Genomic DNA, 25,100 nt, shown 5'->3' with positions numbered 1-25,100 from the left:
CATCTTCTGCTCACTCGCCGATCACGGGTGGGGCGACCATCGGCAACTCACCCACGATGTCGTCGGTGATCTCGTACTTACGCTCGTGCTCCTGATCCTCATCCCGCTGACCAGCACCCAACGCAGGCTGCATGAACCCCGGCCGCGCCCCCGCACCCCCGACGGGCCTGACCGCAGACGGTGCCCGCCTGACCGCAAGCGGCTGCGCCGACGGCGTGCCCACCGGCATGCCCGCGCGCGGCACCAGCCCACCCAGGACAGCGCCCGCTCCACCCCCGACCACACCGCCACCGGGCCCCGCGACCGACCCCACACCGCCACCACCGAGCGTGGAGGGCGGGGGCGTGTAGCCGGCCTGCTCGACCTCACCCAGCGTGGTGTCCGGCACCTCCACACCGCGCTCACCCCGCTGATCCGGAATCGGCGGCACCACCACACCGCCACCGCCCTCACCGATCTCCTGCCCCACACCGACATCCCCACCCCGCGGACGGGCAATCGCCCGGCCACCACCGATCGGACCCGGCCCCGACTTCGGTCCCCCTGGGTCGCCGCCACCGCCGATGCGGGGTGGCTCGTCGTAGTCGGGCACGGGAACGTTCACCGCATCCGCGTACGCCTGCATCACCGCAGCCGCTTGCAGGTGCGCGTTGTGGGCGGAGCGCTCCAGGACCTCGTGATCTTCCTTCAACTGGAACAGATCAGCGAGGGCGTTGCTGTTGCCCAACTCCTCCAGCGACGGCACCTTCTTCGGCTCCGGCATCGAGTTCCGCGCGTGCACGAACGCGTTCATCCCGTTGAGGATGTTCGTGGTCCGCTCATTGGTCCGGTTGCCCGCCGCGGCCGTCCACGTCTGCAACGAGCCGATCTTCCCGGTCGCCAGGTCGGCGGCTTCCCCCTCCCACACCGCGCCCAGACCGCGCAGCGCGTCGCCCATCGCCCGGTACACGCCGTCCAACTTCCACGCGAACTTGTTCGTGAAGTCCGCCGCGGGCTGGTGACCCGCTGGCCCTGCCCCTCGATGGATGGCGTCGAACAGTTCCTGGTGCGAGTAGTTCATCCAGTTCCGGTTAACGTCCACGTCGTCCCCCCGTGTCGTTCGGCTTGTCGATCTGTCCTGTCAGCTCTTGGCGAGGATGTTGCCGAGCGCTAACTCAACGCCGCGCGTCGCTCGGATGCAGACCTCCCCATCGGGCAGCGGCTGCTGCCGTTTCCACCTCATGTACTGCCCACGCAGGACTTGGCCGGATGAGACGCCAATGTTCACCGAGCAGCTCTGGTTGGGGTCCTCGCGCGAATCCAGCTCGATCTCATATGCGGGGAAGCCGAGCACGCGTACAGAGCGAACTTTTCCGTTGACGTTGCCGGGGGCAAACATCTCCATGTCGTGCTTGAGCATTACGTAGAGAGACAGTGACGTTCCGTCGGTGTGGTTGTTGAAGTCGCATGCATCGGCTTTGGAGACCGAGTCCTCCCGCTTGTTCGGCGGTCGGGATATCTGGAGATCCAGTCGCTGAGACTCGCTCAACAGTTCGCACGAGGCAAACCCGTCGATCTTCAGCTCGCGTGGGCGGTCAGGGCTGCTAGTGGTCGCCTTCGGTGCTGGCTGGGGGCTGGCCACCCCTACGTGTGCCACCGTGCAACCGCTGGCGAGCGTGGTTGCCAAGGCCGCTCCGATGATGAGACTGGTGACACGGATGCGCCGCATGCTCATCCCCCGAAGACGGTATGACGGTTGGCGTCCTCGGCTCGGCGATAGTTCCGGCGGGCGTTCTCGAGGCTGCGAATGGCCTTCGTCAGCTCACCTTCTAGTGCGGCGGCGGCCCAGATGGTGCCGCGGCTACCACCCAGATGGCGGCTGCTGACTTCGTCCGCCAATGTCCGGCTGACGTGATCATCACCCATCGGCCGGATCTCTTGCGCGTAGCCAACGTCGTTGGTGAGTTCGCTGAGTTCGTCGAGGGCGTCGTTGAAGATCTTGATGGCTGCGGGGACCTTGTCGAGGTCGATGCGCCATCCCCCGGCGCGCGCGTACTGCTTGGACATCTGAAAACGCCTCCCCTGCGTCTCTGGCCCACGTGCAGAGTAACGAAAGCGGTCGCGTGCAGGGCGCCTTCGGTGTGTCGTACCGGATCGGACGACACGAGATCGAGTTCCTCACTTCTTCGCGAGGATGTTGCCCAGCGCCAGTTCTAATCCACGTGTAGCTCTGCGACAGACCTCCTCCTGGGGAAGAGCGTGCTTCTCTCCCAGCGTGATGTACTGCGACCGCAGCACCTGCCCCGTTGATACCCCGATGTTCACGGCGCATTGTTGTAGCGGCGGCTCGTCGACCTCCGGGCGCACCTCAAAGCCGGGGAAACCCAGGATGCGAACTGCTCGTGCCACACCGTTGACATTCCCCGGAGCGAAGTGGCTCACGTCGTGCTTCAGCATGACGTAGAGACCGAGGGTCGTCGAAGTGGTGTGATTGTTGAAGTTGCACGTGTCCGAGTTGAAAATCGGATCTTCTCGCTGGTGCGGCGGCTGGTTGATCTGGAGCTCGGCCTGCTGGGCCTCGCTGAGCAGCTCGCACGACTTGAACCCGTCGATCTTCAACTCGCGCGGTCGGTCGGCGCTGCTCGTGGTCGTGCTGGGTATCGGCTGCGGGACGGCGGTCCCGATGTGGGTGTTCGTGCACCCTGCGGCCGCCACTGCCGCCATGACCAACGTGATGATGGCACCGGACAGATGCCGCACGTTCATCACCTGGAAACGGTGTGGCGGTTGGCGCTCTCGAGCCGTCGATAATGCTGACGGGTCGCTTCCAACGCGGTGACCACCTTCGTCAGCTCTGTGCTCAGTTGTTCGGCGGCCCAGATCGCGCCACGGCCATCGAGGTGGCGTTCGCTGACTTCCTTGGCGAGCGCTTTGCTGACGTCGTCATCGCCCATCGGCCGGATTCCTCTTGCATCGGCCGCCTGCATGGTGAGGGCTTTGATGTCCTGCAGAGTGTCGTTGAAGATCTTGATGGCGACGGGGACCTGGTCGAGGTCGATGCGCCATCCCCCGGCGCGCGCGTACTGCTTGGACATGTGAAAACGCCTCCCCTGCGTCTCTGGCCCGCAGAAGAGCTTAACGAAGGAGGTGGTGCACGGGATCCCTTCGGTGCGCCTCACCGGATCGGACGACACGAGATCGAAGGACCTGAATCCGGCAATTGCCTAGGGCGTATTCGCGGGGGTGGGCGTGGTAGTTGACGGCGTCAGGGCTGAGCGCGTCCACGGTCCGGGGGATTGACAGTCCGGCGGGGCAAACGCACGGGGGTGGCAGGGCGAGATCCGAGCGCCGGTAGCCTTTCGCGACGTGTCTCCGGTCGTTTCGCCCAAGGCGGCGACAGCCCCGCCGCGTCCCAGCCACGTCGAGCCCGTCGCGCTGTCCGAGCTCGCCGCGCTGGTGGACGCCCGCTTGGAGCTGAGCGCCCAAGATCCAGCGATCACCGGCGCCACGTTGCGCGCGCAGCACGTGCGGCCGGGCGATCTCTTCGCCGCGCTGCCGGGCGCGAACGCGCACGGAGCGGACTTCGCGGCGCAGGCACTGGCTGCGGGGGCGGCGGCGGTGCTGACGGACGAGGCGGGAGCGGGCCGACCGGCCTTGCGCGAAGCGGGGATTCCGCTGCTGGTGCACGACGATCCACGCGGGGTGCTGGGCGCGCTGGCGGCGCGGATCTACGGAGATCCCTCCAGCAAGCTGGCGATCGTGGGCGTGACCGGCACCTCCGGCAAGACGACGGTCACGACGATGATCGAGTCGGGGCTGCGCGCAGCGGGGCACACGACCGGGCTGATCGGGACCGTGCAGACGGTGATCGCCGGGCAGCGCCTGGACAGCGCGTTCACCACGCCCGAGGCCCCGGACCTGCAGGCGCTGTTCGCGGTGATGGTGGAGCGCGGGGTCACGCACGTGGCCATGGAGGTCTCCAGTCACGCGCTCGCGCTCGGCCGCGCGGCGGGGACGCGGTTCGCGGTGGGGGCGTTCACCAACCTCTCGCAGGACCACCTGGACTTCCACGCGGACATGGAGGACTACTTCCAGGCCAAGGCCGCCCTCTTCGACGGGCGCGCGGCCAAGGAGGTGGTCTGCGTCGACAACGAGTGGGGCCGCCGCCTGGTCAAGGACGGCACGATCACGGTCTCGCTGAACGAGGACGCGACCTGGCGCGCCGAGGGCGTCACCGTGGCGGCGAGCGGGGCGCAGTCCTTCGCGGTGGTCGGGCCGGACGACACCAAGCTCGACGCGGTGGTGCGGCTGCCGGGGATCTTCAACGTGAGCAACGCGCTGCTGGCCGTCGCCTGCGCGCACGCGGCCGGGATCGCCGCGGAGGACACCATCCGTGCGATCGGCGAGCTGGACGTGCCGGGGCGGATGGAGCGGGTCAACCGCGGGCAGGACTTCGTGGCGCTGGTGGACTACTCGCACAAGCCCGCCGCGGTGTCCGCGGTGCTGGACACGGTGCGGGACCAGATCGACCGGGCGGGCAACGACGGCCGGGTGATCGTCGTGCTCGGATGCGGTGGTGACCGGGACCGGGCCAAGCGCCCGATCATGGGCGAGGCGGCGGCGCGCCGCGCCGAGCTGACGGTGATCACCGACGACAACCCGCGCGGCGAGGAGCCTGCCGCGATCCGCGCGGCCATGGTGGAGGGCGCGCTCGCCGTGCCCGAGGACCAGCGCGGCGAGGTGGTCGAGATCGGTGACCGCCGCGCCGCCATCCAGGAGGCAGTGCGCCGTGCCCGGCCCGGCGACGTGGTCGTGGTCGCGGGCAAGGGGCACGAGACCGGACAGGAGATCGCCGGCGTCGTGCACCCCTTCGACGACCGGCACGTTCTCGCCGACGCCATCGACGAGCGCTTCGGCATCATCGGGAAGGACCACGCGTGATCCCGCTCAGTTTGGCCGAGATCGCTTCCGCGGTCGGCGGCCGGCTGCACAACACCGACGGCAGCCCGGTGGTGACCGGCTCCGTCGAGTTCGACTCCCGTCAGCTCACCGAGGGCGGCCTGTTCGTGGCGCTGCCCGGGGAGAAGGTCGACGGGCACGACTTCGCCGCGAAGGCGGTCGCGGACGGCGCGGCCGGGGTGCTCGCCGCCCGTGAGGTCGACGCGCCCGCGGTGATCGTGCCGCCGGTGAGCGAGGCCCACCACGGCTCCGTCGCCCTCACCGGGGACACCGACGGGTCCGGGGCCGCGGTGCTCGCGGCGCTGGCCGCGCTCGCCCGCCACGTGGTGGACCGGCTGGCCGCGGACGCGGACCTGAACGTGGTCGGGGTGACCGGCTCCTCCGGCAAGACCTCGACGAAGGACCTCATCGCGCAGGTGCTCCGCCCGATGGGCCCGACCGTCGCTCCGCCGGGGTCGTTCAACAACGAGCTGGGCCACCCGTGGACGGCGCTGCGCTCCGACCCGGACACCCGCTTCCTGGTGCTGGAGCTGTCCGCGCGCGGAGTCGGGCACATCGCCCAGCTCTGCCGGGTCGCCCCGCCGCGGATCGGCGTTGTGCTCAACGTCGGCAGCGCGCACCTCGGCGAGTTCGGTTCGCGGGAGGACATCGCGCGCACCAAGGGTGAACTGGTCGAGGCGCTGCCCGCCGAGGGCGTCGCGGTGCTCAACGCCGACGACCCCCTGGTGGCCGCGATGGCCGAGCGCACCAAGGCGAAGGTCGTCCTGGTTGGACAGTCGCCGAAGGCCGACGTGCGCGCTGAGGACGTCGAGCTGGACGAGCAGGCACGGGCGCGATTCCTCTTGGTGACACCGAAGGGCAGTGCGCAGGTGGCGCTCGGGCTGCACGGGGAGCACCACGTCGGCAACGCGCTCAGCGCCGCGGCCGTCGCGCTCGAACTCGGTGCGAGCGTTGAGGAAGTCGCTCAGCGGCTCTCCGGCGCGCAGCGGGTTTCCCAGCGCCGCATGGAGGTCACCACCCGCGCCGACGGTGTCACGGTGGTCAACGACTCCTACAACGCCAACCCGGAATCGGTGCGCGCCGCGCTGAAGACTCTCGCCGCGATGACGCACGGGGAGCAACCCCGGCGCGGCTGGGCCGTCCTCGGAGTGATGGGCGAGCTCGGTGACGATCACATCGCCGCCCACGACGGGATCGGCCGGTACGCCGTGCGGCTGGACATCAGCCGGCTCGTCGTCGTCGGAGAGGAGGCGGCCCCGATGCATCAGGGCGCCTACCTGGAAGGCTCGTGGGGAGAGGAGTCCGTTCTCGTGCCGGACGTCGACGCGGCCATCGCGTTGCTGCGTGATCAGGTTCGTCCAGGGGACGTGGTGCTGGTCAAGGCATCCAAGGTCGCCGGGTTGTGGCGGGTCGCGGACGCGCTGCTTGAGGGGGCTGGCAAGTGAGGAACATCCTCATCGCGGCGGGCATCGCGCTCGTCGTCTCGATCCTGCTCACCCCGTACCTGATCAAGGTCTTCTCGCGGCAGGGCTTCGGCCAGGAGATCCGCGAGGAGGGCCCGCAGCACCACAAGACCAAGCGCGGCACGCCCACCATGGGCGGTGTGGCGATCATCGTCGCCATCTGGGCCGGCTACGGCGGCAGCCACCTGTTCGTCCAGCTCACCAACCCCAAGCCGGAATCCGGCCCGACCGCGTCCGGCCTCGTGGTGATGCTGTTGACCACGGGCCTGTCGCTGGTGGGCTTCCTCGACGACTTCATCAAGATCCGCAAGCAGCGCAACCTCGGCCTGAACAAGACGGCCAAGCTGGTCGGCCAGTTCGTCGTCACCATCGCCTTCGCCCTGCTGGCGCTGCAGTTCCGCGAGGCCAGGACCGGGCTCACGCCCGCCTCGGTGCACCTGTCCTTCACGCGTGACATCGCCATCGTCTCCTTCGGCACCGTCGGGTTCGTCGTCTTCTGCTACCTGCTGGTCAGCGCGTGGTCGAACGCGGTGAACTTCACCGACGGCCTGGACGGGCTCGCCGCGGGCTCCTCGGCGATGGTGCTCGGCACCTACGTCGTCATCTCCTTCTGGCAGTTCCGCTCCGACTGCTCGGTCAAGCTCGACCCGGGCTGCTACTGGGTGCGCGACCCGCTGGACCTGGCCGTGATCGCGGCCGCCGCGATGGCCGGCTGCGTCGGCTTCCTGTGGTGGAACGCCGCCCCCGCCAAGATCTTCATGGGCGACACCGGTTCGCTGGCCCTCGGCGGCCTGGTGGCGGGCCTGGCGATCAGCACCCGCACCGAGCTGCTGATGATCATCATCGGTGGCCTGTTCGTCATCGAGGCGATGTCGGTGGTGCTGCAGATCGCGATCTTCCGCACCACCAAGCGGCGGCTGTTCCGGATGGCCCCGTTCCACCACCACTTCGAGCTGGCCGGCTGGGCGGAGACCACGGTGATCATCAGGTTCTGGCTGATGGCCGGGATCTGCTGCCTGCTCGGGCTCGGCGTGTTCTACAACGACTGGCTCTCGTTCACCGGAGGCTGAGACCGTTATGTCGACTGTGGACGGCATTGCCGAAGATCCGCTTGCGGGATCGAGCATCAGCTACGCGGGGAAGTCGGTCCTGGTCGCCGGGGCCGGGATCTCCGGCCGGTCGGCGGCGGCCGCGCTGCTCGCCGAGGGCGCCGCGGTCACGGTCACCGACTCCGCCCCGGAGCGCTTCGGCGGGCTGGACGCGGGGATCGGCACCGCGGTCGGGCTCACCGCGCCGCCCGAGGGCACCGACCTCGTGGTGACCAGCCCCGGCTGGCGGCCCACGTCCCCGTTGCTGGTCGCCGCGGCCGAGCGGGGCATCGAGGTGATCGGCGAGGTCGAGTTCGCGTGGCGGCTGGCCCAGCGACGGCCGAACCCGCCCGCGTGGCTCGCGGTCACCGGGACCAACGGCAAGACCACCACGGTCACCATGCTGACCTCGATCCTGCGTGCCGCCGGGGTGAACGCGGTGGCCTGCGGCAACGTCGGCCTGCCGGTCGTCGCCGCGGTCCGCGGGGGCTACGACGTGCTCGCCGTCGAGCTGTCCAGCTTCCAGCTGCACTGGTCGTCCTCGCTGCGGATGAACGCCTCCGCAGTCGTCAACGTCGCCGAGGACCACCTCGACTGGCACGGCTCGATCGAGGAGTACGCGGCCGCGAAGGGCCGGATCCACGCGGGCAGCGGCGTCGCGATCTACAACGCCGACGACGCGTGGTCGACGAAGCTGAGCGAGGGCAAGGACCGCAGGGTCGGCTTCACCCTCGGCGAGCCCGGCCCGGGACAGCTCGGTGTGCGCGGGGATGCCCTGGTGGACCGTGCTTTCGGGGACGGAACCGTCCTGGCGGACGTCGCCGACGTGAACCCGCCCGGTCCGTACAACGTGGCCAACGCCCTCGCCGCGGCCGCGCTGGCCAGGGCGCACGGCGTGCCCGCGGAGGCGGTCGGCAAGGGCCTGCGCGACTTCACCCCGAACCCGCACCGCTCGGTGCTCGTCGCCGAGCACGAGGGCGTCCGCTGGATCGACGACTCCAAGGCCACCAACCCGCACGCGGCGGCCGCCTCCCTGGCCACCCACGACCGGGTGGTCTGGATCGCGGGCGGGCTGCTCAAGGGCGCGGTGGTCGACGACCTCGTCGCCGGGGCGGCCGATCGGCTCGCCGGAGTGGTGCTGCTGGGCGCCGACCGCGCGGTGATCGCGGACGCGCTCGCGCGACACGCACCCGAGGTTCCCGTGCACGAGGTGACGGCGGGGGACCATGGGGCCATGACCGAGGTGGTGCGCGCGGCGCGCGCAATGGCTCGACCGGGTGACGTCGTCCTGCTGGCGCCCGCGGCCGCGTCCATGGACATGTTCGAGGACTACCCGCACCGCGGACGGGTGTTCGCCGAGGCCGTCAAGGAACTGACCGACCGGGCAGGGTGAGCGACGCGATGCCGCGAAGCACCGAGGAAAGCACAGCGAACGCGACGGCGACGGCGAAGAAGCCCCGCTCGATCCGGCGCGAGCGTCAGGGGCGGGCCTCGTCGATGCGCAGCGCGCTCACCGCGTGGCTGAGCCGCCCGCTGGCTTCCTTCCACCTGATCCTCGCCGTTTTCGGCCTGCTCACCGTGCTCGGCCTGATCATGGTGCTGTCCGCGTCCAGCGTGGAGTCCTACTCCAAGGAGGGCTCCTCCTACTCGGTGTTCGTCAAGCAGTTGGCCTACACCGTGGTCGGGCTCGTGCTGTTCTGGCTGATCCTGCGGATGCCGCTGCGGGTGATCCGGCGGATGACCCTGGTGTTCATGGGGATCAGCGTGCTGCTGCTGGTGATGGTGCTGCTGCCGGGGGTCGGCGCGAAGCTCAACGGCGCGCAGAGCTGGTTCAAGATCGGGCCGGTGTCCTTCCAGCCGGTGGAGCCCGCCAAGATCGCGCTCGCGCTGTGGGGTGGGCACGTCCTGGCGACCAAGCGCGCGCTGCTGCACCAGTGGCGGCACATCCTGGTCCCGGTGATGCCCGCCGCGCTGCTGATGTTCGCGCTGCTGATGCTCCAGCCGGACCTGGGCAGCACGGTCACGCTGATCATCATCGTGCTGGCGCTGCTGTGGTTCGCCGGGGCGCCGATGCGGCTGTTCGGCGTGCTCGCGCTCGGCGCCGCGACCGGCTTCGGCGTGCTCGCGGTGACCGCCGGCTACCGGCTGGACCGGCTGACCTCGTTCTTCGACCCGGAGAACGCCTCGGGCGACTCGGTCTACCAGGCCTCCCAGGCGCTCTACGCCCTCGCCGACGGCGGGCTGTTCGGGGTCGGGCTGGGCCAGGGCAGCGCCAAGTGGCGGTACCTGCCCAACGTGCACAACGACTTCATCTTCGCGGTGATCGGCGAGGAGCTGGGGCTGGTCGGCTGTCTGCTCGTGCTGACGCTGTTCGGCCTGCTGGCCTACTCCGGGCTGCGCATCGCCATGCGCAACACCGACCCGTGGATCCGCCTGGTGTCGGCGACCTTCACGGTGTGGCTGGTCGCCCAGGCCGCGATCAACATGGGCTATGTGGTCGGCCTGCTGCCGGTCACCGGCCTGCAGCTGCCGCTGATCTCCTCCGGTGGCACCTCGCAGGTGATGACGATGGTGGTCTTCGGCCTGCTGGCGAACTTCGCCCGGCACGAACCGGAGGCGGTGGCCGCACTGCGTTCGCTGGGACCTGGCAGAGTGGGCCGCCTCCTGCGGCTGCCCGCACCGGAGCCGTACCGGCCCCCGGCCCGCCGCAGGACCGCGAGGGCGGCTGTCCCGCCGAAGCCCGCGGGCAGACCGGCGGTGCACCGCGGCAGCGCGACGCACCAGCTCGACGACCGCCGCAGGACGCGGCGCAACCCCGCGGCCGCGGACGCCAGGCGGCGCGGGAACTGGCGGCAGGCGCAGGACTACCGCTGACCGCACCGGGTCGGCGGCGACAGACAGGAGAGCACCACTAGTGAACGGGCAGGACGGCTCCATCAGCACCACGAGCCCGTGCGTGGTCGTGGCAGGCGGCGGAACCGCCGGACACATCGAGCCCGCGCTGGCGCTGGCCGACGCGGTGCGCAGGCTTCGCCCGGACGCGCGGGTGGTCGCGCTCGGCACCGCGCGCGGCCTGGAGACGAAGATCGTTCCCGCCCGTGGCTACCAGCTGGAGCTGATCCCGCCGGTGCCGCTGCCGCGCAAGCCCAGCCCCGACCTGCTCAAGCTGCCGCTGAAGGTGCGCGGGGCGATCAAGCAGACCAGGGAGATCTTCGAGCGGCACCGGGCCAGCGTCGTGGTGGGCTTCGGCGGCTACGTCGCCCTGCCCGCCTACCTCGCCGCGCGCGGCCGGGTGCCGATCGTGGTGCACGAGGCCAACGCCCGTGCGGGCCTGGCGAACAAGGTCGGCGCGAAGTTCGCCGCCGCCGTCGCCGCCGCGGTGCCCGGCAGCGGCCTGCCGGACGCGAAGGTGCTCGGCATCCCGCTGCGCCGCTCGATCACCTCGCTGGACCGGATGTCGCTGCGAGCGGAGGCCCGCCGCCACTTCGGCCTGCACCCGACCGCGCCGACGCTGCTGGTGGTGGGCGGCTCGCAGGGCGCGCAGTCGCTGAACAACGCCGTCTCCGGTGCGGCCGTCGCGCTCGGCCAGGCCGGGATCGGCGTGCTGCACGCGCACGGCCCGAAGAACTCCCTCGCCGTGCAGGGCGTGCCCGGCGCGCCGATCTACCAGCCGGTGCCGTACCTGGAGCGGATGGACCTGGCCTACGCCGCCGCCGACGTGGTGCTCTGCCGCTCCGGCGCGATGACCGTCGCCGAGGTCTCCGCGGTCGGGTTGCCGGCGGTGTTCGTGCCGCTGCCGCACGGCAACGGCGAGCAGGCGCTCAACGGTCAGCCGATCGTGGACGCGGGCGGCGCGCTGATGATCAACGACGCCGACCTGACGCCGCGGTCGGTCATCGACACCGTGATCCCGCTGCTGCGCGACGCCGAGCGCATCGCGAAGATGGGCGCGGCCGCGCAGGGCAGCGGTCACCGCGAGGCCGACGAAGCGCTGGCCCGCGTCGTCCTCGGCGTCATGAAGGGCTGAACGAACAGTGACCGATCTCGACCTGAGACTGGCCAGGACGCACCTGGTCGGCATCGGCGGCGCCGGGATGAGCGGGATCGCCCGCATCCTGCTGGCCAGGGGCGCGCAGGTGTCCGGCTCCGACGCCAAGGACTCGCGCACCGTGCTCGCGCTGAAAGCGCAGGGGGCGCACATCGGCCTCGGGCACGAGGCGTGGCACCTCGACCAGGTTCCCGGCGGGCCGACCGCGGTCGTGGTCTCCACCGCGATCCGCCCCGACAACCCGGAGCTGGTCGCGGCGCAGAAGCGCGGGATCACCGTGCTGCGCCGGGCGGAGGCGCTGGCCGCGCTGATGTCCGGGCACCGGGTGGCCTGCATGGCGGGCACCCACGGCAAGACCTCGACCACGTCGATGCTGACCGTGGCCCTGCAGCACTGCAGGCTCGACCCGTCCTTCGCCATCGGCGGCGACCTCAACGAGTCCGGGGCGAACGCGCACCACGGTTCCGGCGGGATCTTCGTCGCCGAGGCCGACGAGAGCGACGGCTCGTTCCTGGTGTTCTCGCCGTCGGTGGCGGTGGTGACCAACGTGGAGGCCGACCACCTCGACCACCACGGCACCGTCGACGCCTACGTGGCGGTCTTCGACGCCTTCGTGGAGCGGATCACCCCCGGCGGCGTGCTGATCGCCTGCGCCGACGACGCGGGGTCGGCCGCGCTCGCCGACCGGGCCGAGGCCGCCGGTGTCCGGGTGCGCCGCTACGGCCGCGCCGCGACGGGCGAGAACGACGCGCAGATCCTGGGCTACGAACCGGCCGACACCGGCGGCAGGGTCACGCTGCGGCTGCCGAAGCAGTTGGCGGACAACGGTTCCACCGATCCGATCACCGTGGACGTCGCGGTGGCCGGTGAGCACATGGCGGCCAACGCGGTCGCCGCGCTGCTCGCCGGGCTGGAGCTGGGCGCCCCGTTGGACGGGCTGTCCGCGGGCCTGGCCGCGTTCGGGGGAGTCCGGCGGCGCTTCGAGTTCAAGGGCCAGACGCGCGGCGTGCGGGTCTACGACGACTACGCCCACCACCCGACCGAGGTCGCCGCGCAGCTCACGGCGGCGCGCCCGGTGGCGGGCGAGGGCAGGCTGATCGTGGCCTTCCAGCCGCACCTGTACTCGCGCACCCGGCTGTTCGCCGAGGAGTTCGCCGAGGCGCTGGCCCTGGCCGACCACGTGGTGGTGCTGGACGTCTTCGGCGCCCGAGAGGAGCCCGAGCCCGGCGTCAGCGGGGCGACGGTGGCCGAGCTGGTCCGGCTGCCCGAGGGCAGCGTGCACTACGAGCCCTCGATCACCGACGCGCCGAAGCACCTGGCCGCGCTGGCCCGGCCGGGCGATCTGGTGATCACCATGGGCGCGGGCGACGTGACCATGCTCGGCCCCGAGGTGCTCGCCGAACTCGACCGGGAGCCCGGGGCGTGACCAGGGGCGGCCGGGAAGGCACGCCCCCGGCACGGGAGCGCTCCGCCACGCGGCGGGGCGCTCCGCCCGTGCGCGGCGGGCGCCGTCCCCCGCCGCGGGGCCGGGGCGGACGCCGTCCGGTCCGCCGCGTCCGGTCCCGGGTCCGCCCGTGGATGGTGCTGCTGGTCGTGCTGGTCCTGCTCGCGCTCGGCTACGTCGGGCTGTTCACCTCGGTGCTCGGTGTCCGCACGGTCGAGGTGGCCGGGACGAAGACGATCACCGCCGAGGAGGTCCGCGCCGCCGCCGCGATCCCGGACGGGCACCCGATCCTGCGGCTGAGCAGCTCCGGCGTCGCCGCGCGGGTGAAGGCGCTGCCGGTGGTGGAGTCGGCCGAGGTGGACTGGTCGCTGCCGTCGACGGTGACGATCTCGGTGGTCGAGCGCACGCCGGTCGCGGTCTTCCCGGCCGAGGACGGCACCAAGCTGGTCGACCGAACCGGAACGCCCTACGCCACCGTGCCCGCCGCGCCGCCGGGGCTGCCCCTGCTCAAGCTGGCCCGCATCGCCCCGGACGACCCGACGACGCTGGCCGCGGTCGGGGTGCTCACCGCGCTGCCGGAGAAACTGCGCGTCGACGTGCAGGTGATCAGCGCGGAAAGTCCCGGTGACATCCGGCTGGCGCTCTCCGGTGACCGCGAGGTCCGCTGGGGCGGCACGGCCGACTCGCCGCGCAAGGCCGAGGTGCTGCTGGTGCTGCTGACCCGGCAGGGCTCGACCTACAACGTCTCCAGCCCGGACCTGCCGACGGTGTCCTGAAACACCGTCCACAGTGGACTACATGGCGCAACTCCATGAGCTGCAAGAACTTTCCTACCGGTCGGTCGGTCTGCCGCGGGGTGGGGGAAATCCGGACCGACCGCGAACCCCGGGACCGGCCGCTCGGTAACGTATGGGGCGGTTGGGATCTGGTTCGCGCCGATCGAGGGGGTCTGGGGCGTCTCGGTCTCCGGCGGGTGTTGCCCGACGGAGTGACCGTCGCGTCACCCTCTGTGGCCTGGGCCAGGGATTTTCGTCAGCCTGGTCACGGGTGTGGACACACGCGGCGTGGCTACTGGACCTCGCGTCGAGGCGTGCTTAACGTCCGGACGGAGGGACATGGGTTGACAAGTCCGGGCTTGGCGCCGGGTGGCGAGGAGTCCAGCCCGCAACCACCGAACTTTCCACGCACACGAGCCACGATCAGGAAGGCGGACCGATGACGCCCCCGCACAACTACCTCGCGGTGATCAAGGTCGTCGGCATCGGCGGCGGCGGGGTCAACGCCGTCAACCGCATGATCGAGGTGGGCTTGAAGGGTGTCGAGTTCATCGCGGTGAACACCGACGCCCAGGCACTGCTGATGTCCGACGCCGACGTCAAGCTCGACATCGGCCGCGAGCTGACCAGGGGTCTCGGTGCAGGCGCCAACCCCGAGGTCGGCGGCAAGGCCGCGCACGACCACAAGGAGGAGATCGAGGAGGTCCTCAAGGGGGCCGACATGGTCTTCGTGACCGCGGGCGAGGGCGGTGGCACGGGCACCGGTGGCGCTCCGGTCGTCGCCTCGATCGCCCGCAAGCTCGGCGCGCTGACCATCGGTGTGGTCACCCGGCCGTTCTCCTTCGAGGGCAAGCGCCGCGCCAAGCAGGCCGAAGAGGGCATCCAGCAGCTGCGCAACGAGTGCGACACGCTGATCGTGATCCCCAACGACCGGTTGCTGCAGCTCGGCGACGTCGGCGTGAGCCTGATGGACGCCTTCCGCTCGGCGGACGAGGTGCTGCTCTCCGGTGTCCAGGGCATCACCAACCTGATCACCACCCCCGGTCTGATCAACCTGGACTTCGCCGACGTCAAGAGCGTCATGTCCGGCGCGGGCAGCGCGCTGATGGGCATCGGCTCCGCGCGCGGTGAGGGCCGGGCGGTGCAGGCGGCGGAGAAGGCGATCAACTCGCCGCTGCTGGAGGCCTCGATGGAGGGCGCGCACGGCGTGCTGCTGTCCATCTCCGGCGGCTCCGACCTCGGTCTGTTCGAGATCAACGAGGCGGCGTCGCTGGTCCAGGAGGCGGCGCACCCCGAGGCCAACATCATCTTCGGTACGGTCATCGACGACTCCCTCGGCGACGAGGTGCGGGTGACGGTGATCGCCGCGGGCTTCGACGGCGGCACCCCCACCCACAAGAAACTGGAGCCCACCGCGGTCACCAGCCGCGGCCCGGTCGCCTCCGGCCAGGCGGGCCACGTCGGCCAGCACCAGGAGCCGGTGCAGCAGCCACCGCCGCAGCCGGAACCGGCCCCGGTCCAGCAGGCGCCCGTGCAGCAGGCGGCGCCGATCCAGCAGCCCGTGCAGCAGCCCCCCGTCCAGCAGACCGCGGTGCAGCCGGTCCAGCAGCCGGAGCCGCAGGTCAGCACCTACCAGCCGGCGAACCCGACCCCGCCGGTCGAGTCGCCGGTGCAGCGCACCAACCCGACCCCGCCGGTCGGTCTGCCCGGGCACGGCCTCGGCGGGCACGGCCTGCCGTCGCGCTCGGTCCCGGTCAGCGACGACCCGGAGGACGACGAGGTCGACGTCCCCCCGTTCATGCGCCGCTGAACCACCCTTCACGTTGCCGGCCGGACTCGCTTCGAGTCCGGCCGTTTTCGTGGTGGAGAATGAGCTCTCCTGGTGGAAGGAGCGGGTGTGCGGGTTCGTCGGGTGATCACGACCAGGCAGGGCGGCGCCTCCCGCGCGCCCTACGAGTCGTTCAACCTGGGTGATCACGTCGGGGACGATCCGGCCGCCGTGCGGGCCAACCGCGTGCGCCTGGCCGAGGGGATCGGGCTGACCCCCGATCGGCTGGTGTGGATGGAGCAGGTGCACGGCCGCACGGTCGGCGTGGTGAAGGGCCCCGTCGCCGAACCCCTCGAGGCCACCGACGCGCTGGTCACCACCGAGCCGGGGCTGGCGCTGGTCGCGCTCGTCGCGGACTGCGTCCCCGTGCTGCTCGGCGACGCCGAGGCCGGGGTGGTCGCCGCCGTGCACGCCGGGCGGGTGGGCGCGCGGGTCGGCGTGATCCCCGCGACGCTGGAGGCGATGCGGGAGCAGGGCGCGGAGCCGGGGCGGATCGAGGCGCTGCTCGGCCCGTCGGTGTGCGGCGAGTGCTACGAGGTGCCCGCTTCGATGCAGGCCGACGTCGAACGGCACCTGCCGGGCAGCGCGTGCAGGACGCGGTCCGGCACTCCCGGGCTCGACCTGCGCGCCGGGCTCTGGCAGCAGCTGGCCGACGCGGGGGTGGGCCGCATCGGGCTCGACCCCCGGTGCACGGTCGAGGAGCAATCCTTGTTCAGCCACCGCAGGCAGGCCCCGACCGGGCGACTGGCCGCGGTCGTCTGGATGGAGCAGTGAGGCGGTGACCGTTCGGCGCAGCCGCCGCGCGGACGGACGACCCCCGATCGTTGTGACCCGAGCCACGGAGGGACTTCAGTCATGACCGACGACCGCAGGGCCGAGCTGGCCGAGGCGCTCGCCGGGCTGCGGGCGCGGATCGACGCCGCCTGCGCCGCCGCCGGGCGCCGCGCGGACGAGGTCCGGCTGCTGCCGGTCACCAAGACCTTCCCGGCCACCGACATCGCCCTGCTCGCCGAGCTCGGGATGACCGAGTTCGGCGAGAACCGGGACCAGGAGGCCCGCGCCAAGGCCGAGGAGCTGCGCGAGCCGGCGCCGCGACTGCACATGATCGGCAACGTGCAGCGGAACAAGGCGCGCTCGGTCACCCGGTGGGCCTCGGTGGTGCAGACCGTGGACAGCCCCAGGCTCGCCGACGCGTTCACGAAGGCCGTCGCGGCCGCAAGGGAGGCCGGGGAGCGCGACGGGCCGCTGGAGGTGCTGATCCAGGCGAGCATCGACGGCGACCCGGCGCGTGGTGGCTCTCCGTTACCGGATCTGCCCGCATTGGCGGACCATGTAGCCCGTTCGGAGCAACTCGAACTGCGGGGTGTGATGACTGTCGCACCACGTTTCTGGGAGCCCGAGCGGGCCTTCGCCGCGCTGGCCGAGTCGGCCGCAAAAGTGCTCCTTGATCACCCGAATGCCGTGGAGATCTCCGCCGGGATGAGCCAAGATCTGGAGGCGGCGATAGCTCACGGCTCGACCTTGGTGCGTGTCGGAACCTCCCTGCTCGGAGGTCGGCGGTTAGCCTCGCTCTAGCAAGTCGACGGGGCGGCGCCGCTGCTCTCGGCGGTGAGGAGTCGCGTCTGACGACGGGGAAGGGCTGGCGATGAGCGGGCTGCAGAAGCTGAAGGCCTACTTCGGGATGGTCCCCGCCGACGAGGTGGACTACGACCGCGACTACCGGCGTGGCGACTACTCCGACGACTACGCCGCCGACACCGACGACTACGAGCCGTACCCGGAGCGCTCCTCGCGCCGCCGCCGGTTCGGTCGCTACCAGCCCGAGCTCGCCGACGACTACGCCGACGACGCGGGCGACTACGACGTCGAGCCGGACCGCACGCGCGGTAACCGCTGGGCGGGCAGCCCGCCCACCCGCGGTGCGCTCGCGGTGGAGCCCGACCACGAGCCGGTCGGCCGCGTGCGGCCGCCGATCGAGCACCCGGCGCACCCGCTCAGCCGGATCACCACGCTGCATCCGCGCAGCTACAGCGAGGCGCGGACGATCGGGGAGCACTACCGCGACGGCATCCCGGTGATCATCAACCTGACCGAGATGGACAACGCCGACGCCCGTAGGCTGGTGGACTTCTCGGCCGGGCTGGCATTCGCCCTGCGCGGCGCCTTCGACAAGGTCACCAACAAGGTGTTCTTGCTCTCACCGCCCAACGTGGACGTCACCGCGGAGGACCGGCGCAGGATCGCTGAAGGCGGCTTCCTCAACCGCGGCTGAGAAGTGGCAGAGTAGAAGCGTGAATCCGGTCTTTGTCGTCCTGTACTACCTGCTGTTCTTCTTCTGGTTGTTGCTCACGGCGCGGGTCGTGGTCGAGCTGGTTCGCGCGTTCGCGCGGGAGTGGCGACCGGCCGGCGGGGTTGCGGTGACGCTGGAGACCATCTACACAGTGACCGACCCACCCGTACGGATGGCCCGTCGAGTGATCCCGATGGTCCGAATCGGGGGTGTCGGTCTGGACTTGTCGATTATGGTGCTGCTGCTGGTCGTGTTCATACTGATGCGACTGGTAAGCCCCGGGTAACGGGGAACCCGAGGCTGACCAGCAGCCAGGAGTGCGTGAGGTGATCTGAGGATGCCGTTGACCCCCGCCGACGTTCATAACGTCGCGTTCAGCAAGCCGCCCATCGGTAAACGCGGCTACAACGAGGACGAGGTCGATGCCTTCCTCGACATGGTCGAGAGCGAACTGGCCCGGCTGATCGAGGAGAACAACGACCTGCGTGCCCAGGTCGAGGAGCTGGACGCCCAGCTCGGCTCGGCCCGTTCCGAGCTCGACGACGCGCGTTCGCGCTCGGCCTCGGTCCCCTCGGCGCGCTCGATGGACGAGCCCCGCCGCCTGGCGCCGGTCCCGCCGCCCAGCGTGATGGAGCAGACCTCCCCGGGCGGCGGCGACCACCACGTGCAGGCCGCCAAGGTGCTCGGCCTGGCCCAGGAGATGGCCGACCGGCTGACCGCCGAGGCCAAGGCGGAGTCCGACGGCATGCTGTCGGAGGCCCGCACCAAGTCCGAGCAGCTGCTGTCGGAGGCCAGGGCCAAGGCCGACAGCATGGTCAACGAGGCGCGCACCCGCGCCGAGACGATGCTCAACGACGCGCGCACCCGTTCCGACACGCTGGAGCGCAAGGCGCTGGAGAAGTCGACCGCGCTGGAGCGCGACGCGCAGCGCAAGCACGCCGAGGTCATGGGCAACATCACCCAGGAGAAGAACACCCTGGAGAAGGAGATCGACCGGCTGCGCACGTTCGAGCGGGAGTACCGCACGCGGCTGACCACCTTCCTGAAGTCGCAGCTCGGTGAGCTGGAGGGACGCTCCTCCGCCGCTCCGTCCGAGGGCCGCTCCAGCGGGAGCTACACCTTCGGCAGCCGTGCCGCGGAAGCCGGCTGAGCCGGTCTGATCCCGAGAAGTGCTGTACGCAGTCCTGCTGTTGGTTCTGGCCGCTTTCGGCCTGTTGGTCCTCGCCCTCGCCTCCGGGACGACCGGATGGGCGTGGGGCTCGGTGGCGCTGAGCGTGGCCGCCGCGGTGGTGCTGGTCCTGGACTGGGCACGCCGTAGGCGCCGTGACGCGGCCGCTGAGGCGGACGGACGGGCCAGGGAGGCGAAGACCGCTGACACCACGGTGGCGGGCGCAGGGGCGAACTCCGGCCCCGATGACGCCGCCGCCGAGGCGGTGCCGGAGAGCGACAGCGGACGATCTCGGCGGGAGCCCGCCGAGGAGGACACCGACGCGGCCGACCTGCTGGTCGTGGCGGGCCTGACCGACGAGGTCCTGGTGGTCGACGAGCGGCCCAGGTACCACTTGCCCAGCTGCGAGTGGGTCCGGGGACACGCGACGATGCCGTTGCCGGTGCGTGAGGCACGCGAGCTGGGGTTCACCCCGTGCGCGCTGTGCACCCCGGACGCGGTACTGGCCACCGTGCACCGGACCTTGCGGGCCAGGTAGGGAAGAAAGACGTGCGGTGGGGTGGGACTGCCCAGGAGAGGCGGTCCCACCCCACTGACTCGTTTGCGGGCTCGTTTCCGGGCCGAGCACCGCGCTGGTCTACTGCTCCCAGTCGGCGTAGCGGATCGGTCCGAGCGGCGGGTTCGCCCGCCGGTACGCCGGGCCGTCCACCCGGCTGTCCGCGACGAGCGGGCTGTCCGCGTCGTAGGTCAGGTCGTACTCGGCCCAGTAGACGCGAGACGCGATGACGTAGTGCTCGAGCGAACCTTCCTCGATGAAGTAGACGGAGTCCGACCTGCGAATCCGGCCGATCCGCTCCTCCAGCGCGGCCTTCTGAGCCTGGTCGGCCATCCGCACGTGCAATGACTTGACGTGCCTCCAGCTGGCGATGCGCTCCAGACCGAGGAACACGACGTCGAGCACCTTGGCGGCAGATCCGAACGGAACGTCGTCATCGCGCACAGGCATCCCGCGAAACACCGCCCACGCATGGCTGGTGCCGTAGTCCACCAGGCTGAACTCCCGCTCGTCACGCAGGTTCAGCTCAGCACGGACCGGCTTCATCGCCTCTGCCCTTCTACTCGTCCGGACCGCCCCGATCGCCCCCGCACCCCGCGCCGCGGTGGCGATCCTGAATGACTCATTCAGGGCGGGCGCGGGTGGTGGTCTGGGGCGAGGGCTTGGTTTCCAGGAAGCGGTAGCACAGGCGGGTCCAGAGGGGCCAGCGGTTGGGGCGCGCGGGGGGATGGCCGACCGCGGCGGCCGCGCGGTCGAGGAGGTCCTCCAGGAGCGCGTCGTGCAGCCAGCGGATCACCAGCGGCCACAACAGGCGCATGACGCCCTCGGGGCGGCCCGCGATGGTGTGCCGGAGGAGCGAGGTCCCGTGGCGCGGGCCGGGCAGCACCTCGAGCGAGTGCGTGCCCTTGAGCCCCAGGCTCGGGGCGAAGGTGAACTCCACCAGCCTGCCCGGCTCGTAGGCGGTGCAGTCGTACGGGATCGGGCCGTGTCCGCCGCGGGCGCCGACGCCGAGCGGGCGGTCCATCGTCATCGGCAGCCAGCGCTCGACCGGCCAGATCGTGCGGTCGGGGTCGAGGATCCCGTCCAGCAGCGGGCCCGCCTGTCCGGTGCCGACGGGCAGCTCCCGCTCGTGCACGTTGTGGATCATGTGCCACCTCCGGTTCCATACGCCACCGTATGGCGCTGACCGTACGGTAGCGTATGGAGCGTGGTCGGCAAGCGTGATGTGGCACCCAGGAAACGGCTGGGGCGGCGGGACTGGACGGCGGCGGCGCTGACGGCGCTGGACGAGGGCGGGCTGCGCGCGGTGGCCATCGAACCGCTCGCGGCGCGGCTGGGCGCCACCAAGGGCAGCGCCTACCACCACTTCCCCAACCGGGACGCGCTCGTCGCGGCGATGCTGGAGCGCTGGGAGGACGAGCACACCGACGCGGTGATCAGCGCCGTCCGGGACGAGCCGGACCCGCTGCGCAGGCTGCGGCTGCTGATCACGAAGGTGATCACCGAGGACGAGGACCCCTCGATCGAGCTCGCGCTGCTGGCCGCCGCGGACGATCCGCTGGTGGCGCCGGTGCTGCGGCGGGTCACCGAGCGGCGGGTGGACTACATCGCCGAGATCGTCGCGGAGCTGGGCCTGTCCCCGGCGAAGGCCCGGCGGCGGGCGCTGGTGGCGTACTCCACCTACATCGGACACACGCAGCTGGTCAGGATGAACGCGTCGATGTTGCCGGAAACCCGTGCGGCACAACGGGTTTATCTCGACGAGATGGTGGACGTGCTGAGCGCGGGGCTGACCTGATGAGGTTCGCCGTCCGGGTGAAACCGGGTGCCCGCAAGGACTCCGTCGGCGGGCGGTGGGACGCGGGGGAGCGCCCGGCCCTCGTTGTCTCGGTCGCGGCGCCCGCGGTCGAGGGAAAAGCCAACGAGGCGGTGCGCCGCGCGGTGGCCAGGGCGTTCGGGGTGCGGCGGCAGGACGTCGCGATCGTGGCCGGGGATCGCGGGCGGGACAAGGTGATCGAGCTCGACCCGGCTCCGGAGGACGCCGCGCGGCGGCTGGCCGACCTGCTCGGCTGAGGGTTACACCGCTTTCGAAACCCGAGAGCGCAGCGTTGTCAACTCCGGATTCTTGCACCGAGCAGCGACAATGGTGCCCGCACCCGACGAGCGCTGGAGGCGGAGTGGCGGAGCTGTCGCTGGGACTGGGGATCGGCGCGCTGGTCGTGCTGATCGCCGTGCTCGCTGTGCGGGCCTCGGTGCGGCTGGGCTTGCCGTCGCTGTTGCTCTACCTCGGGATCGGGCTGTTACTCGGGGAGGCGGGCTTCGGCATCCTCTTCAGCGACGCCCGCCTCACGCAGTACCTGGGGATCGCCGCGCTGGTGGTGATCCTCGCCGAAGGCGGCCTCACCACGCGGTGGCGCAACGTCCGGCCCGCGCTCGGGCTCGGCATCGCGATGTCCACTGTGGCCGTCGCGGTGAGCATCGGTGTCACCGCGACCGGTCTGCACTACCTGCTCGACCTCGAATGGCGGACCGCGCTCCTCTGGGGCGCGGTGGTTTCCTCGACCGACGCAGCCGCGGTGTTCAGCGTCCTGCGAGGACTGGGCGTGCACCGCAGGATCTCCGGAACCCTGGAGCTGGAGTCGGGGCTCAACGACGCCCCGGTGTACATCGCCGTCGTCCTTCTCGCCAGTCCCGATCCCATCAGTTGGTGGACACCGGCGCTCGTGGTCTACGAACTGGCGGTCGGCGCGGTCGTCGGCATCGCGCTCGGCTGGATCGGCGGCCAGGCGCTGCGCAGGGCGGCGCTTCCGGCCACCGGTCTCTATCCACTTGCGACAGTCGCGGTCTGCGTCCTCGCGTACTCCGCGGGCCAGGAGCTGCACGCCTCCGGTCTGCTCGCCACCTACGTCGCGGGACTGGTGCTGGGCAACGCGAAGCTCCCGCACCGCGGTGACACCCTGTCCTTCGCCGAAGGGCTCGGCTGGCTGGCGCAGATCGGGTTGTTCGTGCTGCTCGGGCTGTACGCGTCGCCGGGGCGGCTGCCGAGCGTGATCATCCCGGCGTTGATCACCGGCGCGGTCCTGGTGCTGGTCGCCCGCCCGCTTTCGGTGCTCGCCTCCGCGCTGCCGTTCCGGGTTCCCTGGCGGGAGCAGGTCTTCCTGTCCTGGTCCGGGCTCCGCGGCGCGGTGCCGATCGTGCTCGCGCTGATCCCGGTGACCCAGGAGGTCCCCGGCGCCCAGCAGCTGATCGACGTGGTGTTCGTGCTCGTCGTGGTGCTGACCCTGGTGCAGGGCACCACGCTGCCGTTGATGGCCCGGTTGCTCGGGCTGGTGCGCCGTGGCGAGCCGCAGGAGATCGAGGTCGACTCCGCACCGCTGGACGAGCTGGGTGCGGAGCTGTTGCAGGTGCGCGTGCCCGAGGGCTCGAAGCTGCACGGCGTCTACCTCAGCGAGCTGCGGCTGCCGGTCGGGGCGACGGTGAGCCTTGTGGTGCGCGAGAAAGCCGGTTTCACCCCGCAGCCCACCACGCGCGTGCAGGTCGGCGACCAGCTGCTGATCGTTGCCACCGAAGAGGTTCGCGCGGACGCGGAGCGGCGCATCCGCTCGATCGACCGCGCGGGCCGCTACGCCAGGTGGAAGGGCGAGTCGGGCGAGTGATCTCGGCCGCGCCGGCAGCGCACAGCCTTGCGGTGGAGGCAGTTCCGGTGCGCACGCGCACTGCGCGCTGTGGCAGTTCAGCGCGCTGGACGATGGCGACTGGAGTGGACTGTCCTAAGAGGACTGCGCACGAGGGTCGCGGCGGCGGCAGCCTCGCCCGGGTCCGGGACGGGAGCGCCGTCCGGCCGCCGAGCTGGTTCCGGGGTGAGGTGTACATCTCGGTGTTACGCGTTGTTTCCCTTGGCGCGCAACACCTTCTCGGCGCTGTGTCGTAGGTCGCGTTCCAGAATCTGGACAGGGGGCTGGCGCGGCGGTGCCTCCTCGGCTACTTTCGATCGCAAGGTCATGAGTGCCAGCGACAAGCCCTAGCTAGCTGGTCGGCAACCCTCCAACCGCGGTGGGGTGCCCTAGGTGAGGACCTGGTTCGCCGCGAGGTGCGGCGGGCAAGCGCGGACTCCCTCCCGGCGAGTCCCACGGCTTCCGGAGGTCGCAGTGTCGCTCGCGTTCGCCCCCATCCGTTCCTCGGTTCCCGCCGTCGTGGGCGCGCGGCTGACGGTTCCGCTGGTCACGGGCGAGCTGGTGCCCTACGCCAACCTCGACCACGCGGCCAGCGCGCCGTGCCTGGAGCAGGTCCGCGACGCCGTCGACGAGCTGCTGCCCTGGTACGCCAGCGTGCACCGCGGCGCGGGTTTCGCCTCCCAGGTCTGCACCCGCATCTACGAGCAGGCCCGGCACGCCGTGCGCCGCTTCGTCGGGGCCCGGCAGACCGACGCCGTCGTCTTCACCCGCAACACCACGGACTCGCTGAACCTGCTGGCGCGCAGCCTGCCCAAGGGCACCAGCGTCTTCGTCTTCGACACCGACCACCACGCCGCGCTGCTGCCGTGGCGCGGTCCGCGGGTGAACCGGTTGCAGACCCCCGCGACGCCGGCCGAGGCCGTCCGCGTGCTCGACGAAGCCCTCAAGGCCGCCCCGGTCGGCCCGCGCCTCGTGGTGATCACCGGGGCTTCCAACGTGACCGGCGAGGTGTGGCCGGTGAACGACCTGGTCCGGTGCGCGCACTCGCACGGCGCGCGGACCGTCCTCGACGCCGCCCAGCTCGCGCCGCACCGGCCGGTGGACGCCAGCACGGCCGAGGTGGACTACGTCGTGCTCTCCGGGCACAAGCTCTACGCCCCGTTCGGCGCGGGCGCGCTGGTCGGCCGCTCCGACTGGCTGCAGCAGGCCGAGCCGTACCTGATCGGCGGCGGTGCCACGCGCAACGTCGTGGACTGGGGCGACCACCTGGGCGTGAGCTGGTCGAAGGTGCCGGAGCGGCACGAGGCCGGTTCGCCCAACGTCGTCGGCGTGCACGCGCTCGCCGTGGCCTGCGGCGTGCTCGCGCGGCAGCGCTGGGAGGATGTGAAGGCGCACGAGGAGAAGCTGTTCGCGCAGCTCAAGGACGGTTTGGCCACCGTGCCGGGGTTCCGCGAGCTGACCCTCTTCGGGGAGGAGGCCCCGGACCGCGTCGGCGTCGTCAGTTTCACCGTCGACGGCCACGACGCCGGGCTGCTCGCCGCCATCCTGTCCGCGGAGTACGGCATCGGGGTGCGGGACGGCGCGTTCTGCGCCCACATCGCGACCAAGCGGCTGCTGTCCACCAGCGGCGCCGAGGGCGGACGGGCGCTGCGCATCAGCCTCGGGCTGGGCAACAACGCCGAGCACGTCTCGCGCGTGGTCGGCGCGTTGCGGCGGATCGTCGCCGACGGTCCGAAGTGGGAGTACGAGCTCGTCGACGGCCGCTGGACCCCGAAGAACGACCCTCGGCCGCTGCCGCCGTTCCTGGCCGACCTCTGATCAGGGACA

General features: G+C 71.1%; 26 protein-coding genes and 1 riboswitch. Of the genes, 19 read left to right on the top strand and 7 right to left on the bottom strand.

Features of this window, described 5'->3' with window-relative positions; translation table 11 throughout:
* Window positions 1-10: 10 nt before the first annotated feature.
* From BLT28_RS19465 to BLT28_RS19445, 5 genes are all read right to left on the bottom strand, one after another.
* Entirely contained in the window at window positions 11-1,081 is a 1,071-nt protein-coding gene (locus BLT28_RS19465) for a PPE domain-containing protein (RefSeq protein ID WP_157376089.1), read from the bottom strand.
* Window positions 1,082-1,120: 39 nt separating this feature from the next.
* The gene (locus BLT28_RS19460; RefSeq protein ID WP_030430838.1) at window positions 1,121-1,708 is read right to left on the bottom strand and encodes a DUF3558 domain-containing protein; all 588 of its coding nucleotides are present in this window, start codon (window positions 1,706-1,708) and stop codon (window positions 1,121-1,123) included.
* Between the two features lie 2 nt (window positions 1,709-1,710).
* Window positions 1,711-2,046 carry a hypothetical protein gene (locus BLT28_RS19455; protein ID WP_030430839.1) on the bottom strand — a complete coding sequence of 112 codons (336 nt, stop codon included), beginning with the start codon at window positions 2,044-2,046 and terminating at the stop codon, window positions 1,711-1,713.
* Window positions 2,047-2,157: 111 nt separating this feature from the next.
* Window positions 2,158-2,745: a DUF3558 domain-containing protein gene (locus BLT28_RS19450; RefSeq protein ID WP_231950871.1), complete on the bottom strand. Its 588-nt coding sequence runs from the start codon at window positions 2,743-2,745 to the stop codon at window positions 2,158-2,160.
* Window positions 2,745-3,074 (bottom strand): PE domain-containing protein, encoded by a 330-nt coding sequence (locus tag BLT28_RS19445; protein ID WP_030430841.1) that lies wholly within the window; start codon window positions 3,072-3,074, stop codon window positions 2,745-2,747. The genes BLT28_RS19450 and BLT28_RS19445 overlap by 1 nt, the downstream gene beginning before the upstream one ends.
* Window positions 3,075-3,345: 271 nt before the next feature.
* On the opposite strand from BLT28_RS19445, the gene BLT28_RS19440 reads away from it, so the two are divergent.
* The 15 genes from BLT28_RS19440 to BLT28_RS19370 all read left to right on the top strand — a co-directional run bounded on the left by BLT28_RS19440 (window position 3,346) and on the right by BLT28_RS19370 (window position 19,581).
* The gene (locus BLT28_RS19440) at window positions 3,346-4,920 is read left to right on the top strand and encodes a UDP-N-acetylmuramoyl-L-alanyl-D-glutamate--2,6-diaminopimelate ligase (protein ID WP_030430842.1); all 1,575 of its coding nucleotides are present in this window, start codon (window positions 3,346-3,348) and stop codon (window positions 4,918-4,920) included.
* The gene (locus tag BLT28_RS19435; RefSeq protein WP_030430843.1) at window positions 4,917-6,383 is read left to right on the top strand and encodes a UDP-N-acetylmuramoyl-tripeptide--D-alanyl-D-alanine ligase; all 1,467 of its coding nucleotides are present in this window, start codon (window positions 4,917-4,919) and stop codon (window positions 6,381-6,383) included. The genes BLT28_RS19440 and BLT28_RS19435 overlap by 4 nt, the downstream gene beginning before the upstream one ends.
* Window positions 6,380-7,471, top strand: a complete 1,092-nt coding sequence (mraY, locus tag BLT28_RS19430) for a phospho-N-acetylmuramoyl-pentapeptide-transferase (protein WP_030430844.1) — start codon at window positions 6,380-6,382, stop codon at window positions 7,469-7,471. Before BLT28_RS19435 ends, mraY begins: the two co-directional genes overlap by 4 nt.
* A 7-nt stretch (window positions 7,472-7,478) precedes the next feature.
* Window positions 7,479-8,882: a UDP-N-acetylmuramoyl-L-alanine--D-glutamate ligase gene (murD, locus tag BLT28_RS19425; RefSeq protein ID WP_052407579.1), complete on the top strand. Its 1,404-nt coding sequence runs from the start codon at window positions 7,479-7,481 to the stop codon at window positions 8,880-8,882.
* Window positions 8,883-8,890: 8 nt separating this feature from the next.
* A complete protein-coding gene (gene ftsW, locus BLT28_RS19420) occupies window positions 8,891-10,363 on the top strand; it encodes a putative lipid II flippase FtsW (RefSeq protein WP_081900480.1) in 1,473 nt (490 codons plus the stop codon).
* Between the two features lie 40 nt (window positions 10,364-10,403).
* Window positions 10,404-11,516 (top strand): undecaprenyldiphospho-muramoylpentapeptide beta-N-acetylglucosaminyltransferase, encoded by a 1,113-nt coding sequence (murG, locus tag BLT28_RS19415; protein WP_030430847.1) that lies wholly within the window; start codon window positions 10,404-10,406, stop codon window positions 11,514-11,516.
* A gap of 67 nt (window positions 11,517-11,583) precedes the next feature.
* On the top strand, window positions 11,584-12,963 hold the full coding sequence (gene murC / locus BLT28_RS19410) for a UDP-N-acetylmuramate--L-alanine ligase (protein ID WP_231950870.1): 1,380 nt from the start codon (window positions 11,584-11,586) through the stop codon (window positions 12,961-12,963).
* Window positions 12,960-13,757, top strand: a complete 798-nt coding sequence (locus BLT28_RS19405; protein ID WP_030430849.1) for a cell division protein FtsQ/DivIB — start codon at window positions 12,960-12,962, stop codon at window positions 13,755-13,757. Before murC ends, BLT28_RS19405 begins: the two co-directional genes overlap by 4 nt.
* A 439-nt stretch (window positions 13,758-14,196) precedes the next feature.
* Window positions 14,197-15,567, top strand: a complete 1,371-nt coding sequence (gene ftsZ / locus BLT28_RS19400; protein WP_030430850.1) for a cell division protein FtsZ — start codon at window positions 14,197-14,199, stop codon at window positions 15,565-15,567.
* 87 nt (window positions 15,568-15,654) lie between these two features.
* Window positions 15,655-16,359: a peptidoglycan editing factor PgeF gene (gene pgeF, locus BLT28_RS19395; RefSeq protein ID WP_030430851.1), complete on the top strand. Its 705-nt coding sequence runs from the start codon at window positions 15,655-15,657 to the stop codon at window positions 16,357-16,359.
* Between the two features lie 81 nt (window positions 16,360-16,440).
* A complete protein-coding gene (locus BLT28_RS19390) occupies window positions 16,441-17,160 on the top strand; it encodes a YggS family pyridoxal phosphate-dependent enzyme (RefSeq protein WP_030430852.1) in 720 nt (239 codons plus the stop codon).
* Between the two features lie 70 nt (window positions 17,161-17,230).
* The gene (locus BLT28_RS19385) at window positions 17,231-17,857 is read left to right on the top strand and encodes a cell division protein SepF (RefSeq protein ID WP_030430853.1); all 627 of its coding nucleotides are present in this window, start codon (window positions 17,231-17,233) and stop codon (window positions 17,855-17,857) included.
* Between the two features lie 19 nt (window positions 17,858-17,876).
* Entirely contained in the window at window positions 17,877-18,161 is a 285-nt protein-coding gene (locus BLT28_RS19380) for a YggT family protein (RefSeq protein WP_030430854.1), read from the top strand.
* A gap of 51 nt (window positions 18,162-18,212) precedes the next feature.
* Window positions 18,213-19,025 carry a DivIVA-like cell division protein Wag31 gene (gene wag31 / locus BLT28_RS19375; protein ID WP_030430855.1) on the top strand — a complete coding sequence of 271 codons (813 nt, stop codon included), beginning with the start codon at window positions 18,213-18,215 and terminating at the stop codon, window positions 19,023-19,025.
* Window positions 19,026-19,044: 19 nt separating this feature from the next.
* Entirely contained in the window at window positions 19,045-19,581 is a 537-nt protein-coding gene (locus BLT28_RS19370; protein ID WP_030430856.1) for a hypothetical protein, read from the top strand.
* A 99-nt stretch (window positions 19,582-19,680) separates the two neighbouring features.
* Here the strand turns inward: BLT28_RS19370 and BLT28_RS19365 are convergent, their stop codons facing one another.
* Window positions 19,681-20,145 (bottom strand): hypothetical protein, encoded by a 465-nt coding sequence (locus BLT28_RS19365; protein ID WP_083383765.1) that lies wholly within the window; start codon window positions 20,143-20,145, stop codon window positions 19,681-19,683.
* A gap of 76 nt (window positions 20,146-20,221) precedes the next feature.
* The gene (locus BLT28_RS19360; RefSeq protein WP_063766621.1) at window positions 20,222-20,746 is read right to left on the bottom strand and encodes a hypothetical protein; all 525 of its coding nucleotides are present in this window, start codon (window positions 20,744-20,746) and stop codon (window positions 20,222-20,224) included.
* A gap of 60 nt (window positions 20,747-20,806) precedes the next feature.
* On the opposite strand from BLT28_RS19360, the gene BLT28_RS19355 reads away from it, so the two are divergent.
* The 4 genes from BLT28_RS19355 (at window position 20,807) to BLT28_RS19340 (ending at window position 25,091) form a co-directional block, all read left to right on the top strand.
* Entirely contained in the window at window positions 20,807-21,397 is a 591-nt protein-coding gene (locus BLT28_RS19355; protein ID WP_052407581.1) for a TetR/AcrR family transcriptional regulator, read from the top strand.
* Complete coding sequence (locus BLT28_RS19350) at window positions 21,397-21,672, top strand: DUF167 domain-containing protein (RefSeq protein WP_030430860.1); 276 nt, start codon at window positions 21,397-21,399, stop codon at window positions 21,670-21,672. Before BLT28_RS19355 ends, BLT28_RS19350 begins: the two co-directional genes overlap by 1 nt.
* Window positions 21,673-21,776: 104 nt before the next feature.
* On the top strand, window positions 21,777-23,255 hold the full coding sequence (locus tag BLT28_RS19345) for a potassium/proton antiporter (protein WP_030430861.1): 1,479 nt from the start codon (window positions 21,777-21,779) through the stop codon (window positions 23,253-23,255).
* A gap of 341 nt (window positions 23,256-23,596) precedes the next feature.
* Window positions 23,597-23,711, top strand: a riboswitch (SAM riboswitch).
* A gap of 36 nt (window positions 23,712-23,747) precedes the next feature.
* Window positions 23,748-25,091, top strand: coding sequence for an aminotransferase class V-fold PLP-dependent enzyme (locus BLT28_RS19340; protein ID WP_030430862.1), 1,344 nt, complete (start codon window positions 23,748-23,750; stop codon window positions 25,089-25,091).
* The last annotated feature ends 9 nt before the right edge of the window (window positions 25,092-25,100 follow it).

The organism is Allokutzneria albata, from assembly GCF_900103775.1.
GTDB lineage: Bacteria > Actinomycetota > Actinomycetes > Mycobacteriales > Pseudonocardiaceae > Allokutzneria > Allokutzneria albata.
Note: the sequence above shows the minus strand (reverse complement) of the source record. Positions and strands in the feature narration are given on the sequence as shown.

Bases quoted from the DNA above. Each gene is read 5' to 3' on its own strand.
- BLT28_RS19365 (WP_083383765.1), bottom strand. From the start codon at position 20,145: ATGAAGCCGGTCCGTGCTGAGCTGAACCTGCGTGACGAGCGGGAGTTC.
- BLT28_RS19445 (WP_030430841.1), bottom strand. From the start codon at position 3,074: ATGTCCAAGCAGTACGCGCGCGCCGGGGGATGGCGCATCGACCTCGAC.
- ftsZ (WP_030430850.1), top strand. From the start codon at position 14,197: ATGACGCCCCCGCACAACTACCTCGCGGTGATCAAGGTCGTCGGCATC.
- BLT28_RS19390 (WP_030430852.1), top strand. From the start codon at position 16,441: ATGACCGACGACCGCAGGGCCGAGCTGGCCGAGGCGCTCGCCGGGCTG.
- BLT28_RS19360 (WP_063766621.1), bottom strand. From the start codon at position 20,746: ATGATCCACAACGTGCACGAGCGGGAGCTGCCCGTCGGCACCGGACAG.
- wag31 (WP_030430855.1), top strand. From the start codon at position 18,213: ATGCCGTTGACCCCCGCCGACGTTCATAACGTCGCGTTCAGCAAGCCG.
- BLT28_RS19460 (WP_030430838.1), bottom strand. From the start codon at position 1,708: ATGCGGCGCATCCGTGTCACCAGTCTCATCATCGGAGCGGCCTTGGCA.
- murD (WP_052407579.1), top strand. From the start codon at position 7,479: ATGTCGACTGTGGACGGCATTGCCGAAGATCCGCTTGCGGGATCGAGC.
- BLT28_RS19455 (WP_030430839.1), bottom strand. From the start codon at position 2,046: ATGTCCAAGCAGTACGCGCGCGCCGGGGGATGGCGCATCGACCTCGAC.
- BLT28_RS19450 (WP_231950871.1), bottom strand. From the start codon at position 2,745: ATGAACGTGCGGCATCTGTCCGGTGCCATCATCACGTTGGTCATGGCG.
- BLT28_RS19385 (WP_030430853.1), top strand. From the start codon at position 17,231: ATGAGCGGGCTGCAGAAGCTGAAGGCCTACTTCGGGATGGTCCCCGCC.
- murC (WP_231950870.1), top strand. From the start codon at position 11,584: ATGAGCGGGATCGCCCGCATCCTGCTGGCCAGGGGCGCGCAGGTGTCC.
- BLT28_RS19350 (WP_030430860.1), top strand. From the start codon at position 21,397: ATGAGGTTCGCCGTCCGGGTGAAACCGGGTGCCCGCAAGGACTCCGTC.
- ftsW (WP_081900480.1), top strand. From the start codon at position 8,891: ATGCCGCGAAGCACCGAGGAAAGCACAGCGAACGCGACGGCGACGGCG.